Origin of the sequence: Rhodoferax sp. BLA1, assembly GCF_013416775.1 — a bacterium.
Classification (GTDB): Bacteria; Pseudomonadota; Gammaproteobacteria; order Burkholderiales; family Burkholderiaceae_C; genus Rhodoferax.
Map to the genome: position 1 here is coordinate 592,573 of NZ_SZVI01000001.1, position 14,929 is coordinate 607,501.

Here is a 14,929-nt window from a genome sequence, read left to right on the forward strand (position 1 = left end):
CCGCCAAGATAGATCGCCATGCAAGACAAATACCAGCACCTTGATGTAGAACCCGCCGCCCAGGCCCATTGGCAGTCCACCGATGCCTACCGCGTTTCAGAAAACGCGCTGGACGCCAACGGCCAGCCCAAGAAGAAGTTCTACGCCTGCTCCATGCTGCCCTACCCCAGCGGCAAGTTGCACATGGGCCATGTGCGCAACTACACCATCAACGACATGCTGACGCGCCAGCTGCGTATGCAGGGCTACAACGTGCTGATGCCCATGGGTTGGGATGCCTTTGGCCTGCCTGCTGAAAACGCGGCTCTCAAAAACGGCGTGCCGCCCGCCAAGTGGACGTTTGAGAACATCGCTTACATGAAGCAACAGATGCAGGCCATGGGCCTGGCCATCGACTGGAGCCGCGAAGTCGCCACCTGCACCCCCGAGTACTACAAGTGGAACCAGTGGCTGTTTTTGAAGATGCTGGAAAAAGGCATCGCCTACCGCAAGACCCAGGTTGTCAACTGGGACCCGGTCGACATGACGGTGCTGGCCAACGAACAGGTGATTGACGGCAAGGGCTGGCGCACTGGTGCTACTGTAGAAAAGCGCGAAATTCCAGGTTATTACCTCGCCATCACCGACTACGCTGACGAACTGCTGGCCAATGTCACCGGTGACAAGATGCCGGGCTGGCCAGAGCGTGTCAAGCTGATGCAGGAAAACTGGATTGGCAAGAGTGAAGGTGTACGTTTTGCTTTCCTCCACGACATTCAGGGTGCTGACGGCAAGCTGATCAATGGCGGGCGCATGTATGTGTTCACCACCCGTGCCGACACCATCATGGGTGTGACCTTTTGTGCGGTGGCGCCGGAGCATCCCTTGGCGATGCATGCCGCAGCCAGCAACCCGAAACTGGCCGCGTTTATTGAAGAATGCAAAAAAGGTGGCACCACCGAGGCCGAGATGGCGGTCAAGGAAAAAGAAGGCCAACCCACCGGCTTGTTTGTCACCCACCCGCTGACCGGCAAGCAGGTCGAGGTGTGGGTTGGCAACTATGTGCTCATGAGTTATGGCGACGGCGCGGTGATGGGTGTGCCAGCGCATGACGAGCGCGATTTCGCGTTTGCACTGAAATACGCGTTGCCGATCCAGCAAGTGGTAAGCGTGGGGCAGCAGGTGTTCGACAACCAAGTCTGGCACGACTGGTACGCCGACAAAGGCGCCGGTGTTGCTATCCACTCCGGCAAATATGACGGCTTGGCTTTCAAGGACTGCGTCGCTGCTGTTGCTGCCGATCTGTCCGCCCTGGGGCTGGGTGAGAAAAAAGTCACTTGGCGCCTGCGTGACTGGGGCGTGAGCCGCCAGCGTTACTGGGGCACACCGATCCCGATCATCCACTGTGATGACCACGGTGCGGTGCCGGTGCCCGAGAAGGATTTGCCGGTGGTGCTGCCCGACGACCTGGTGCCGGACGGCTCGGGCAACCCGCTCAACAAATGTGAGGCGTTCCACGCCGGTGTCACCTGCCCGATCTGCGGCAAAGCGGCGCGCCGTGAAACCGACACCATGGACACCTTTGTCGACAGCTCCTGGTACTTCATGCGCTACTGCGATCCCAAGAACGCCGACAAGATGGTGGCCGAGGGTGCCGACTACTGGATGCCGATGGACCAGTACATCGGCGGCATCGAACACGCCATCCTGCACCTGTTGTACGCGCGGTTCTGGACCAAGGTAATGCGTGACCTGGGCCTGGTCAAGGTCGACGAGCCCTTCACCAAGCTGCTGACCCAAGGCATGGTGCTCAACCACATCTACAGCCGCCGCAACGACAAAGGTGGCAAAGATTACTTCTGGCCGAGCGACGTGGAGCATGTGTTTGACGACGCAGGCAAGGTCATTGGTGCACGCCTGATCAACGCCGTGGACGATTTGCCAGTGGGCACACCCATCGACTACGAAGGTGTGGGCACCATGTCCAAGTCCAAAAACAACGGTGTGGACCCGCAGGACCTGATCGAAAAATACGGCGCCGACACCGCCCGCCTGTACACCATGTTCACCGCGCCGCCCGAGGCCACGCTGGAGTGGAACGACGCCGCGGTGGAGGGCAGCTACCGCTTCCTGCGCCGGGTCTGGAACTTTGGCGTCAAATTGACTACTATGGATTTGGAAGCTGCTCGCTCAATATCTACAAGGGCTACAGGCCTGAAAGATGTTGAATTCGGGAAAGAGGCCAAGGACCTGCGGCTCGAGATCCACACCGTGCTCAAGCAGGTGGACTACGACTACCAGCGCATGCAGTACAACACCGTGGTCTCTGGCGCCATGAAGATGATCAACGCGCTCGAAGACTTCAAGGCGGTGGAAACCGCGGGTGCCCAGGTGGCGCTGATCGAAGGTTTTGGCATCTTGCTGCGCTGCCTGTATCCGGCCACACCCCACATCACCCACGCTTTGTGGTCACAGCTGGGTTATGCCGGTGCCCTGGGTGATCTGCTTGATGCACCTTGGCCGAAGGTCGACCCCAACGCTCTGGTCAAGGACGAGATCGAACTGATGCTGCAGGTCAACGGCAAGCTGCGTGGCTCCTTGGTGGTCAGCAGCAGCGCCGACAAGGCAACGATTGAGCAAGCGGCCATCGCCCATGAGATGTTCCAAAAGCTGGCCAATGGTGCGGCGCCCAAAAAAGTGATTGTGGTGCCGGGCCGTCTGGTCAATCTGGTGGTGTAAGGAGTTCCCATGAAACCTGCTGAGTTCACATCAACACCTTCCTCTCCAACACAGGCTGCGGGCCTGTCACGACGCCGTGTCGGAGCGGCCTTGCTGGCAGCCGGTCTGCTGGCCGGTTGTGGCTTCAGGCTGCGTGGTCAGCAGAACTTTGTCTTCACCAGCATCGCCATCCAGCCCAACCCGGGTAGCGCACTGGTGCAGGAGTTGCGCCGCTCTTTCAAGAATGCGGTGCGGGTGCTGGAGGCCGATGCGCCGCTGACACAGGCCCAGGTGGTGCTCAAGGTGCTGGGTGAACAGCGCGAAAAAGTGGTGGTGGGACTGAGCTCATCCGGTCAGGTGCGGGAGTTACAACTGCGGCTGATTGTGAAGTTCAGGCTGGACACCCCGCAAGGTGACGAGCTGATCGCCGACACCGAGATTTCGCAGCAGCGTGACGTCAGTTACAACGAATCCGCCGCGCTGGCCAAGGAAACCGAAATCGCCTTGTTGTACCGCGACATGCAAAGTGACGTCGCGCAGCAAATCCAGCGTCGGCTGGCGGCCATCAAAAAGCTTCCGTAACGGCGGCGGCCACGCTGCGCAGGGGCACTGCGGCTACCGGCCGGATCAGCTGGTACAGGTCCTTGGGGTCGCTCAACTGCGCCATCAGTGCAATCGGGGCGCCCAGCTGCAGCGCCTGCGCCTGGGCATACAGGTAACGCAGCGCAGAAAAATCTTCCATCGCAAAACCGACCGAGTCAAACATCGTGATTTGGGTGGTGTTGTCACGCCCCACGGTCTGACCGGACAACACGCGCCACAGCTCGGTCACGGCAAAGTCAGCAGGCAGGTGCTGCAGGTCTCCCTCGATACGGGTTTGTGGCTCAAATTCCACAAATACCTTGGCTGCCCGCAACACATCGGCATGGATTTCGGTCTTGCCCGGGCAGTCCCCGCCCACGCCGTTGATGTGCATGCCAGGCGCCAGCATGTCGGCCGTGATGATGGCCGCGTTGGTTTTGTCGGCGGTGATGGTGGTCACGATGTCGGCACCGCGCACCGCTTCCCTGACGCTCGCGCAGGGCATCAGGCGCAGACCGGCAGCATCCGGGTTGGCCCGCAGGTTGGCCATCAGCTTGGCCGTGGCCTGGGGGTCAATGTCGTAGAGGCGGATTTCTTCAATGTCGAGCAGGTGGTGGAAGGCCAGCGCCTGGAATTCACTTTGGGCGCCGTTGCCAATCAGCGCCATCACCCGGCTGTCGGGGCGGGCCAGCGCACGGGCCGCCACCACCGAGGTGGCGGCGGTGCGTAGCGCGGTGGTCAATGTCATCTCGCTCAGCAGCAACGGCGCACCAGTGGCCACATCGGCCAGCACACCAAAGGCCATCACCGTGGGCAGGCCTTGGCTGGTGTTTTTGGGGTGGCCATTGACGTACTTGAACGCATAGCGGCTGGCATCGGCAATCGGCATCAGCTCGATCACACCGTCGACCGAGTGGCTCGCCACACGCGGCGCCTTGTCAAAACTGTTCCAGCGCAAAAAATCCTGGTGGATACAAGCGGCCAAACCTTGCAGCGTGGTGGCGAAACCCTGGCGGCTGATGAGCGCGGCCACGTCCTGCGGGCTGAGGAACAGCGGGTTGGTGTGGTGGCTCAAGGGGGTGTTGGGGCTGGGCATGACGGGTCTCTTGGGATGGGCCAAATTCTGGAAACAGATAAGAACGAGTTTGCCCGTGCACGCAAACAATAACAATCGTCAACTTTGTATAGAAATCGTCACATAATTGCCGTTTTGACAGACTTGGTTGTCACTATGGATGAAACTGATCAACAATTGCTGTCGCTGCTGCGACAAGACGCCCGACTCTCGGTGGCGGCGTTGGCGCTCAAGTTGAAGGTGTCGCGTGGCACCGTGACCAACCGCATCCACAAGCTCGAAGACGACGGTGTGATCGTGGGTTACACCGTGCGCCTGCGCCCGGACGTACAACACGACCAGATCACCGCCTGGATGAGCATCGCCGTGGACGGCAACCAGACCCGTGCGGTGATTGCCGCCTTGCTGGGTGAGCCCGGTGTGGCCACCTTGCATGACACCAATGGCCGCTGGGATTTGCTAGCCGAGTTGCGTGCCGAGAGCCTGCAGGAGCTGGCCAAGGTGCTGGAGCGCATTCGCCTGCTCAAAGGCATCAGCAACACCGAAACCAGCATCCATCTGGAAACCTACCGGCTGTCTTGACCAAGATTCGGCAGTTGCGCGCTTCTTTGACGCAGGTGGTCGATGGCACAGGCAATGTCACTATGATGGATGGGTGAAGTCAGCCGCTCAAGTGCTGCGTTGCGACCCAGAGTGGATGACCCTTTGATTGGCATCGACAACAGGAATAAGAGACATGGTAAATCTGCACAACTTGAAAATTTCGACGCGTCTGTCTGTGGCCTTTGGGCTGCTGATTGCTCTCTTGGTGGTCATTGTCAGCGTTGCTCTGCTGCAGATGAAGACCATGCACGCGGTGACGCTGGACATTGCCGAGCAGCAATTGCCGGATGTGGAACTGGTCAATCGCATCAAGATCAACTTTTCCAACCTGCGCATTGACGAGACCCAGCACGTCATGAACCAGGAGGAAAACGGCATGGCCAAGACCGAGCAGGCCATGAAGGAACGCATGGGCGCCATCAAAACAGACATGGCGGCCTACAAACAACGTCTGACAGGAACGGAGCAACAGCAGCATGTTCAGGCGCTGGAGGCGGAATGGCAGAACTACACCACCATCCACCAGCAGATTGTGGACCTGTCGACCAAGCGCGAAAAGTTCACCGCCAGAAAACTGCTGGAGGGTGACTCCAATGCTTCTTTTGGACGCCTCAATACCTCCTTGAACCAGCTGGCCACCCTGACACACGACGCGGCGACCGCCGCCACGGCGGCCAGCGGCGCGACTTACGCCAACGCCCGTTACGCGATGCTGGGGGCCTTGGTGGTCTGTGTGCTGCTGGCCGTGGGCGCAGCGGTCTGGCTGATTGGCTCGGTCACCAAACCTCTGCATGCCGCTATCGAGGTCGCCAGCAGAATTGCCGCCGGTGATTTGTCGCATGACATTGCGATTGACTCCAGCAACGAAACCGGGCGCCTGCTGCAAGCCTTGCAGCGCATGCAAACCAGTTTGCTTGACATTGTTGAACAGGTTCGAGAAGGCTCGGGCAATGTGGCCAATGCCAGCGCAGAAATCGCCCAAGGCAACCAGGACTTGAGTGATAGAACCGAAAACCAGGCCAATGCCCTGCAGGTCACCGCGTCGTCCATGCATACCTTGGAGTCCACCGTCCGCCAAAACGCCGACAACGCCAGGCAGGCCAATGAATTGGCCCTGACGGCATCCTCCGTCGCCATCAAAGGGGGTGACGTTGTTGGCGAGGTGGTTGAAACCATGAAAGGCATCAACCAGTCCTCGCGCCAGATCGCCGACATCATCCAGGTGATTGACGGCATTGCGTTTCAAACCAATATCCTGGCGCTCAACGCGGCGGTAGAGGCCGCACGTGCCGGTGAACAAGGCCGTGGTTTTGCGGTGGTGGCATCCGAAGTGCGCTCCCTGGCAGGCCGTTCCGCCGAGGCCGCCAAGGAGATCAAACACCTGATTGGTGCCAGTGTGCAACGGGTGGAGCAGGGCACCGAACTGGTGGACCGTGCCGGTGCCACCATGTCAGAAATTGTGGCAGCGATTCAACGTGTGACCGACATCGTGCGTGACATCAGCGCGGCCAGTTCAGCGCAAAGCCAAGGCGTGTCCCAAGTGGGCGAGGCGATTGGCCAGATGGATCAGACCACCCAGCAAAATGCCGCCCTGGTTGAACAAATGGCCGCTTCGGCCAACAGTTTAAGAAGCCAGGCCAATGGGTTGGTGGATGTGGTTGCCCTGTTCAAAGTGAATGCTGCTGCACCCCAGGCGCGCTCTGGGCAACTGGCGCTGCTGGAAGGCTAAACTGCTTGCATGCAACTCAGCCCGTCCCAGTTATCTATCCACCTGAACAAGGGGTTAAAAAGCCTCTACACCCTGCATGGTGACGAACCGCTGCTGATCACCGAGGCGCTCGACGCGATCCGGGCGGCTGCCCGCACCCAAGGTTTTACAGAGCGCACATCCCACACTGTCAGCGGCGCCAACTTTGACTGGAGCGAGGTGCTGGCCGCCTGCGGCTCGCTGAGCCTGTTTGCCGACAAGCAGATTGTTGAAATCCGTATCCCCAGTGGCAAACCTGGCAAAGACGGCAGTGTGGCGCTGCAGCAGCTGGTGGAGCAATCGCGCGGCAACGACAGCACCTTGACGCTGGTGGTTCTGCCCCGGCTCGACAAGCTGACCAAAAGCAGCGCCTGGTTTGTGGCGCTGGAGAGTGGCATCACGCTCGAAGTCAGCCCGGTCGAGCGCGCTGCCTTGCCACAGTGGATTGCCCAGCGTCTGGCCGCACAAGGCCAACGTGTGGCCGCAGGTGAAGAAGGCCAGCGCACGCTGCAGTTTTTTGCCGACCGGGTCGAAGGCAACTTGCTGGCCGCGCACCAGGAGATCCAGAAGCTGGCGCTGCTGCACCCGGCGGGGGAGCTGCGGTTTGAGCAGATCGAGTCGGCGGTGCTCAATGTGGCGCGTTATGACGTGTTCAAGCTATCCGAGGCAGTGTTGGCGGGCCAGGCGGCGCGGGTGCAGCGCATGCTAGATGGCTTGCAGGCCGAGGGTGAGGCCGAGGTGCTGGTGCACTACACCCTGGCAGAGGACATCCGCGCGCTCAAACGGGTCAAAGACGCCATCAACCGGGGCAGCCCACTGCCGATGGCGCTGCGTGAACAACGGGTCTGGGGCAACAAGGAGCGTTTGTTCGAGCGCGTGTTGCCACGCCTGAGTGATGTCGATTTGGCGCAGCTGCTGCACAGCGCACACCTGGTGGATGGCATCGTCAAGGGTTTAAAACAAGCCGACTGGCCCAGCGCGCCCTGGCAGGCGCTGGCGCGGCTGGCCATGATGCTGTGTGGACTGTGCGCCGTGGCACCCGGCAAAGCCGCTGCCGGGCAGCGGTAAATCTAAGTCAAATTGCTTCTAAGCCCTTACCCAGATTGGGGAAGTAGCTATCAATACAAAAGCAATTGGCAAACGCGATGTCAGCGCTGCAGCACCTTGCGGATGGCCTGCGCCAACTCTTCAGCGACAAACTTGGCCACATAACCATCGGCACCGACTTTGCGCACATGGTCTTCGTTGGTGGCGCCCGTGAGTGAGGAGTGGATCACCACCGGGAGTTTGCTGAAACGGGGGTCCTGCTTGATGTTGCGGGTCAGGGTAAAACCATCCATCTCGGGCATTTCCAGGTCGGTCAGCACCATCGCCACCTTGTCGCGGATGGTTTGACCCTGTGCCTCGGCCTCAGACGCCATGGCCTTGAGCCGGTCCCAGGCTTCCTGGCCAGACTTGGTCATGATGTAGGGCACTTCCATGGATTTGAGGCCCTGCTCGATCATCATGCGCGCCACCGCCGAGTCGTCAGCAGCCAGTATGACCGTGCCCGGTGGCAATTGCAGCTTGCCAGTGATCTCGATATCTGAGGCGTGTTGTTCAGGGAACACATCGCGCAAAATCTGCTCCACGTCCAGCACCTGGGCCAACCGTGTGTTCTCGGCGGCACCATCCAGACGCGCAATGCTGGTCACCAGACCACCACCCCGGCCTTCGGCCGACAGCACCTGCTTCCACTCCAGGCGCACAATTTCGTTGACTTCTTCCACCGCAAACGCCTGGGTGGTGCGGGCAAACTCGGTCACCAGCAAAATGCCCAGGCCCTTGGTCGGGTTGGTGCCCACGAGGAAAGGCAGGTTGATCACGGTGATCATCTGACCACGGATGTTGGCTACCCCCATCACCGACGGTGGCGAGTTCACCATGGCAGTGATCTCGGGCATCACCAGAATCTCACGCACCTTGAACACGTTGATGCCAAACAGCTCACGCCGGTCTGTGCCGGGCGCCTCCCCCAAACGAAACAGCAGCAGCTCAAACATGCTGTTGCTTGCCAGATTGGTCCGTTCGTCAATGTCTCGCATGGTTGATTTGTTCATGGTGTGTCTTCTTTGAAATGGATCCGGCACTGAACTCGGATGTTAACGTCTTTGCCGCTATTTTGGCCAGAGCACCCAAAGTCGCACGGGTTGCTTGAGTCGACCCGCCAATTCACCCGCTTCCTCACCCCAACCAGCAAAATAATCTGCGCGCGTCGGCCCCACAATGGCACCACCGGTATCTTGCGCCAGCACCAGGCGCTGCAAGGACAGGTTGGGGCCTTCAGAGGCCAGCCAGACCGGCGTGCCGTAAGGGATGCTGAGCGGGTCCACCGCTATCGAGCGCCCCGGCGTCAGCGGCACACCCTGCGCACCACGTGGGCCAAAAGCCGCATCAAAGTCATTTAAAGTTTCTTCCTTGAAAAACACCAGACGCGGGTTTTGCCACAACAACTCGGCCTGGCGTTGCGGGTTCTGGGTCAGCCAGGCGCGAATGCCTGGCCAGGAGGCATCGCGCACCTCGCCCTGGTCCAGCAGCCAGCGGCCGATGCTCTGATACGGCTGCCCGTTGTGCGCCGCAAAAGCCAGTCGCACCAGGCGCTGGCGGCCATCGGGCTCGGTCACACGCAGGCGCCCGGAGCCCTGGATCTGCAACAACATCGCCTCGACTGGGTCAGCCAGGTACAGCAGTTCACGCCCGCGCAAAGCCGCCTGTGGCTGCGCCAAGGTGTCGGCGTCCTTGCGGCTGAACCAGGGTTTGCCCGGGATCAACCCGGCCGGGGGCTGGTACAGCGGGGTGGTGAAGCCATCACCTGGCAGGCGGCGCGCGGCAAACTCGGGCTCGAAGTACGCCGTCAACAAACCCGGCGTTGCGCCCCCCTGCAGCGGCTCCACCCGGTAAGGCTGCAAACGCGACAGCAACCAGCTGCGTTGCGCCTCGGCATCTCCAATGCTCAGTCGCCGCACCTCAGGGCACAGCGGCGCAAACACCGGCCCCGGACGTTCACAACTTTTGAGCCAGGCGTTCCAGGCCTCATGCAGCGCGTCTTGCTCTAGACCAGGCAGCTCAGACCAGGCCACCGGCACCCAGCGGCTGTTGCGTTGCACCAACACGGAGCCCGAGGGCGCAGCATCCGGCGCGGCGCTGCGGGCTGCGGGCGCGATGGGTGGGCTGGTCGGCGACACGCCGTCGGTGCGGTAGCCGGGGCTGGACAGGGGCACGCCGCCGCAGGCCACCAACAAAGCCAGCACGCCAACACTTGTGACTGCCCGAAAGAGAGACGAGGCAGTCGTCATAAAACGCGATGCGCCAGGGCTGGCAAACGGCTGCGGCATGCGGTCAAAAGTTCAAAGTCGAGCTCCGCCAGTACCACCCCGGCTTGCTGCGCGCGTTGCGCCAGCACCTGGCCCCACGGGTCGATCAGCATCGCCTGGCCCCAGGTCTGACGCCCGTTGTCATGCTGGCCACCTTGCGCGGCAGCCGCCACAAAGGCCAGGTTTTCGATGGCACGGGCACGTAGCAGCACCTCCCAATGTGCCTGACCGGTGGTGTAGGTGAAGGCACTGGGTGCCAGCAGCAGGTGCACCCCGGCCTCTGCATAGGCCCGGTACAGCTCCGGGAAACGCATGTCATAACAGACACTCATCCCAATGCGCCAGCGGTGCCCATCACGCGAATCCAGATCAAACATCACCGGCTCGGTGCCAGCCTCCAGAACCGCCGACTCATCGTAGCGTTCTGTGCCATTGTCAAAACGGAAAAGATGGATTTTGTGATAGCGCGCTATGCAGGTGCCATCAGGGGAAAAGGCCAAACTGGCATTAAAAACCCTCTCAGAGGCGGTGGTGACATCAGCACCGTCTGCTCGCAACGGGATGGTGCCACCCACCAGCCACAAACCTTCGGCCCGGGCTGTTTCTGCCAGAAACTGCTGCAGCGGCCCCTGGCCAAAAGGCTCGGCGATGCCCAGCTTGTCGGCATCACGCTGGCCCATCAGACAAAAGTACTCTGGCAACACCGCCAGTTCGGCACCACCCAGGGCGGCCTGGTGCAGCAAGTCAGCGGCTTGCGCCAGATTGGCCGACAGACTGGTGGACGACACCATCTGGATCACGGCAACTTTCATGGGGTTTTCTCCTTGGGCAGCGCGCTGGCGCTGCTGATTTTGGTGACTCTGGGGTCGGCCCAGGAGCCGTCAATGTGAAATTGCTGGGTCGCGGACTCGATCAGTGGTCGCCTCAACACCATTTGCGCCAGAAAGGTGCCCAAACCAACGGCGGGGTTGATCACCGTGGCAATCAGGGAGGCGGTGCCGGCGTTGATCTCGGGCACCACCACCACCCGCAGGTCCTGGGTCTCCAGATCGATGTTGGCCGAGCCTTCCATCAACACCGCAGCATTCACACCTTTCATCTGCAGGTTGTTGGTGCGGGCAATGCCTTGGTCCACCGTGACGTCGCCGCGCAAAAAGTCAAAGGCAAAACCTTCGCTGAACACATCCCGAAAATCCAGTGTCAGGCGCCGGGGCAGGGCCTGCAAACTCAGCACCCCCAGCAGCTTGGCCAGGCCGGGGTCGGCTTTGAGGAACTGCCCCGAGGCCACATTCACCGTGAACGCCCCGCCCAGGCTCGGGAAATCCGGCTTGAGTGGTGAGCCGATCCAGGACACCTGCCCCTCCATCTTGCCGCTGGCCTGGCGCACCACATCCTTCATGCCAAAGCGGCTGAGCAGCTTGCCACCGTCGTTCATGTCGAGCTTGAAACTCAGCACGGTTCGACTGCGCTGCGCGCTGCTGGTCGAGCCACCTCGCCCGGGCGCCGGGGCCAGGGCATTGATGCGCGCCCAGTTCCCCGAGGTGGTCAAGGTCGCCTCCGGGGTGATCAGATTGAGCTTGTTGAGCCGCCACTCGGTGGTGGCGCCAGCGGCGCGATTGACGGCGTCGACCTCCAGACGCCCGAGGCGTTTGCCACGCAACTCGAATTCGTCGACCACCACGTCCAGCGCGGGCATGCTGGCGGGCTGGCTGTCGATCAAAGCCTCCAGCTCGGTGGCGGCACCGGGCGCGATGGTCAGGCGCGACAGCCGGGCATACACCCGCCCACCGCTGCTGGCCACCGTGGCCGCACTAGCCTGGCGGTATTCGAGGTAACCCGCCAGCTCGGTCGCCTCGACATTGCCGCGCCAGACCTGGTCTTCCCGGCGTGCATCCAGCGTCACCCGGTTGAAGGTCCGCCCACCGGCGGTCAGGACACCGGTGCGTACCGCCAGCACACTGGGCACATAGGCCATGTCCACAGCAGCACTGTCCCCCGTGGCCACAGACGATTTACCGAAGAGGGGCTGCAACACATCGCTCCACGCGTCAGCGTTGAGCTGCGTGAGGTTGACGTTGGCACTGACCCCCTGTGACGGCAGCGCGGGTGAGGACGATGCCTCGGCCCCCAGCAACACCTGACCCCGCAGCACACGTGGCTCGGCTCGGCTCACATCACGCTCGTAGGTCAAGCGGCCAAGCCCTTCCAGGCTCAGGCTCAGGCGGTCACGCGCAGCCGCCGCACCGGCCTCACCACTGAACATGCCAGACTGGTAACGCAGCGGCAGGCGGGCCTGCGCCTCTTTGGCCAGCGGCGCCGGCAAGGTGGAGGCCAAACCTTGCAAGCTGCTGGTCACCAACACATCCGGGGCGCCAGCACGCCAGCCCACGGTGGCGTTGTAGGCGGTGCTGCCACTGGCGTTCTGTGCCAAGCGCGAGACAAAACCCAGTTCACTGGCCTGGCGCAGTCCTTCGGCGCTGGCCACACCGGTGATGCGCAAACTGGTGGGTACACCACGTGCTGTGGCCTCGGCCACCGCCCCGGGCAGCAGCACCAGACCACCGTCCAGCCGCGCGTCACCCCCCAGCAGACGGGCCTGCACCCCCGCCAGGCTGAGCCCGGTTTGGGTGTAATTCACCACCCCGCGGGCGCGCGTGAGTTTGGGGGTGTCGGGCGAGATCTGCACATCATTGCCTAGCAGCGAGACACTGCCCGCCACCTGCGACTTGTTGATGTCGGCAATTGGCAAATCCAGCTTGAGTTTGAAATCCGCATTGCCAGAGGCCACCGCACCCGCCAGCGCATGGCCCGTCAAATCTGCGAGCGCCGAGCTGTTCACCACCCGCAAGGCGTCTTTGAGTGGGCCTTTCATCTCGGCATGGACCTCCACCCGGGTCTTTTGCAAATCGTTGATGGCCACCTCGGCTTGCGAAATATGTAGCGCGCTACCCTCACCCAGCTTGGCTTGCGCGCCTTTGACATGCAATTGCATGCCATTAAATAGCAACTGCCCGCTGAGTTCAGTCAAGATCGGCCAGGGCAGCTCTTTGGGGCCTTGCAGGCGTCTGGGTAAATAGGCCAGCCGGGCTTGGCTGACATCGGCACTGATCTTGAACACACCCTGGGCGGGCCGCGTGGCGGGTATGTCGTTGATGTCGCCCTTGATGACAAACTGCACATTTTTGGCATGGCCAGCCAGCACCGCGTCACGCACATAGTCGCGCGCCTGGGCATCAATCACCAGGGGCAGATAGCGGTACACGCGCGGCCCCTCGGCCCGGCTCAAGCTGGCCTGCAGATCAAGCACGCCGGGAAAGAGGCTGCGCCCCACCGAGGTGACAGGGTCACTGGTGTGCCATTTGATGCGTGCCTGACCTTCCGCATCTGCGTTGCTGAACTTGACATTGGCAACATCCACAGCCATCTGCTCGCCCGCCAGCTGCCACGACACGTCCGCACTCAGCTGGTCAATCGGGATCACCCCATCCTGGAAAAACGTCGGCACCGCCACACTGCCTTGCGCCACCGAAACCTTGGCCCGCCCCGCTCCCTGGTCAAAATCCAGATCAGCGTCCAGCCCCTGAACACCTGGCGTATCACCAACAGCGGCCAGCGCCAGTTGCCGCAACCGGCCCTTGGCCCGATAGGAAACAGGTGCGGTCACCGGTCCCTGCCAGTTGGCTGTGAGTGACTCAACCCGGCCCTGCGGCGCATACCGCATCAGACCGTCGCGCAGCTTGGCGTCCAGTGGCAGCCGGTCCGCAATCTGGGCCAGGGCGGCCAGGTCCAGCTGGTCGGCTTGTAACTCACCATGCGCTGCGGACTTGCCCTGGGGCCCCTGGGACAACACCCGGACGTTGCCGCCCGGCCAGTGTTGGCCTTCCGCGGTGTCAAACACCAGCGACTGGGTCGACACCTCAAACCCGTCTGCCCAGACCCGCCCGGCCAAACGCCCCTGCACCTGCTGCAACGACAACACCTGCAAATCGGCCCCGAGCTTGACCGCCACCTGGGCCAAGGCCAGGTCGGTGGTCACCCCGGTCAGTTGGCCCTGCTTGACATCGCCCCAGGCGCGCAGCGCACCCCGGCCCTGCTGCAAATCAAAACCGAGGTCGGCAAAACGGCGCAACTCAGACAGGTCAACCCGCCCAAAAGACGCAAACAGCTGGCCATCCCAGTCCTGCCAGCGCCCGTTGTCGCGCGCCAGCAAGGGCTGCACAAACTGGCCCTGGACCGTGAATCGCTCCCCCCAGGCCAGCGGCGGCGTCATGTCGATGCGCAGGTCATGGTGGCGCCCGCTGTTGCGGGCCACCGCATTAACCTGCTGCAAGGACAGCGGCTCGGTGTGCCGTATCTCGTCGGTCCAGCGCACCGTGCCGCCCTGAATCGCCAATTCGCGCTGGGAGAAGAGCCAGTTCAAGCTGTCCTGGTTGCTGCCACCTGCCCCAGAAACATCGAGCCCCGCCACCGTGATACGGCCACTGGCATCACGTCGGATGTCCAGCTCAGGCTGGTCAATATAGAGTTGCTCAAACCCAAGATGCCAGACCGAGCGCGGCGACAAACTCACCAGCACACGCGGCAAACGCAGGGCGACACGGCCAGCAGCATCGAGCATCTCCACGTCGCGCAGTTCCAGCGACGGCATCAAGCCGCTGGAGCGGGCTGAGACCGCACCCACACGCACCGGAACCCCCAGCGCTTTGCTGGCCTGGGCCTGCAGCTGCGGGCGGAAATCGCCGATTCGCGGCACAATCCACCAATGAAGCGTGGCCCAGGTCGCGCCAAACAACAGCCAGACCAGCACCGCGATGATCAACAGGCCACGCGTCAGGGCGGACCAGGTTCTCAGCAAAGTGAAAGTCGGGGGAG

General features: G+C 61.8%; 10 protein-coding genes. 5 read left to right on the plus strand and 5 right to left on the minus strand.

What is annotated here, in order from left to right:
- Window positions 1-18 precede the first annotated feature (18 nt).
- Window positions 19-2,718: a leucine--tRNA ligase gene (gene leuS / locus FDG13_RS02885; protein WP_180125275.1), complete on the plus strand. Its 2,700-nt coding sequence runs from the start codon at window positions 19-21 to the stop codon at window positions 2,716-2,718.
- 9 nt (window positions 2,719-2,727) lie between these two features.
- Complete coding sequence (gene lptE / locus FDG13_RS02890; protein ID WP_180125276.1) at window positions 2,728-3,279, plus strand: LPS assembly lipoprotein LptE; 552 nt, start codon at window positions 2,728-2,730, stop codon at window positions 3,277-3,279.
- Here lptE and FDG13_RS02895 read toward each other — a convergent pair.
- Window positions 3,263-4,375: an ornithine cyclodeaminase gene (locus FDG13_RS02895; protein ID WP_180125277.1), complete on the minus strand. Its 1,113-nt coding sequence runs from the start codon at window positions 4,373-4,375 to the stop codon at window positions 3,263-3,265. The genes lptE and FDG13_RS02895 overlap by 17 nt on opposite strands.
- Before the next feature lie 135 nt (window positions 4,376-4,510).
- Here FDG13_RS02895 and FDG13_RS02900 point away from each other — a divergent pair, with 135 nt between their 5' ends.
- From FDG13_RS02900 to holA, 3 genes are all read left to right on the plus strand, one after another.
- Window positions 4,511-4,936 (plus strand): Lrp/AsnC family transcriptional regulator, encoded by a 426-nt coding sequence (locus FDG13_RS02900; RefSeq protein WP_180125278.1) that lies wholly within the window; start codon window positions 4,511-4,513, stop codon window positions 4,934-4,936.
- 172 nt (window positions 4,937-5,108) lie between these two features.
- Window positions 5,109-6,686: a methyl-accepting chemotaxis protein gene (locus FDG13_RS21275; RefSeq protein ID WP_180125279.1), complete on the plus strand. Its 1,578-nt coding sequence runs from the start codon at window positions 5,109-5,111 to the stop codon at window positions 6,684-6,686.
- A 9-nt stretch (window positions 6,687-6,695) separates the two neighbouring features.
- A complete protein-coding gene (gene holA, locus FDG13_RS02910) occupies window positions 6,696-7,772 on the plus strand; it encodes a DNA polymerase III subunit delta (protein WP_180125280.1) in 1,077 nt (358 codons plus the stop codon).
- Window positions 7,773-7,852: 80 nt separating this feature from the next.
- Here holA and FDG13_RS02915 read toward each other — a convergent pair whose 3' ends face one another.
- From FDG13_RS02915 to FDG13_RS02930, 4 genes are read right to left on the minus strand one after another with little or no spacing between them, the layout of a single operon-like run.
- On the minus strand, window positions 7,853-8,803 hold the full coding sequence (locus FDG13_RS02915; RefSeq protein ID WP_180125281.1) for a chemotaxis protein: 951 nt from the start codon (window positions 8,801-8,803) through the stop codon (window positions 7,853-7,855).
- A 57-nt stretch (window positions 8,804-8,860) separates the two neighbouring features.
- Window positions 8,861-10,078: a murein transglycosylase A gene (locus FDG13_RS02920; protein WP_255435037.1), complete on the minus strand. Its 1,218-nt coding sequence runs from the start codon at window positions 10,076-10,078 to the stop codon at window positions 8,861-8,863.
- On the minus strand, window positions 10,036-10,869 hold the full coding sequence (locus FDG13_RS02925) for a carbon-nitrogen hydrolase family protein (protein ID WP_180125283.1): 834 nt from the start codon (window positions 10,867-10,869) through the stop codon (window positions 10,036-10,038). The genes FDG13_RS02920 and FDG13_RS02925 overlap by 43 nt, the downstream gene beginning before the upstream one ends.
- Window positions 10,866-14,912 (minus strand): YhdP family protein, encoded by a 4,047-nt coding sequence (locus tag FDG13_RS02930; RefSeq protein ID WP_255435038.1) that lies wholly within the window; start codon window positions 14,910-14,912, stop codon window positions 10,866-10,868. Before FDG13_RS02930 ends, FDG13_RS02925 begins: the two co-directional genes overlap by 4 nt.
- Window positions 14,913-14,929 lie beyond the last annotated feature (17 nt).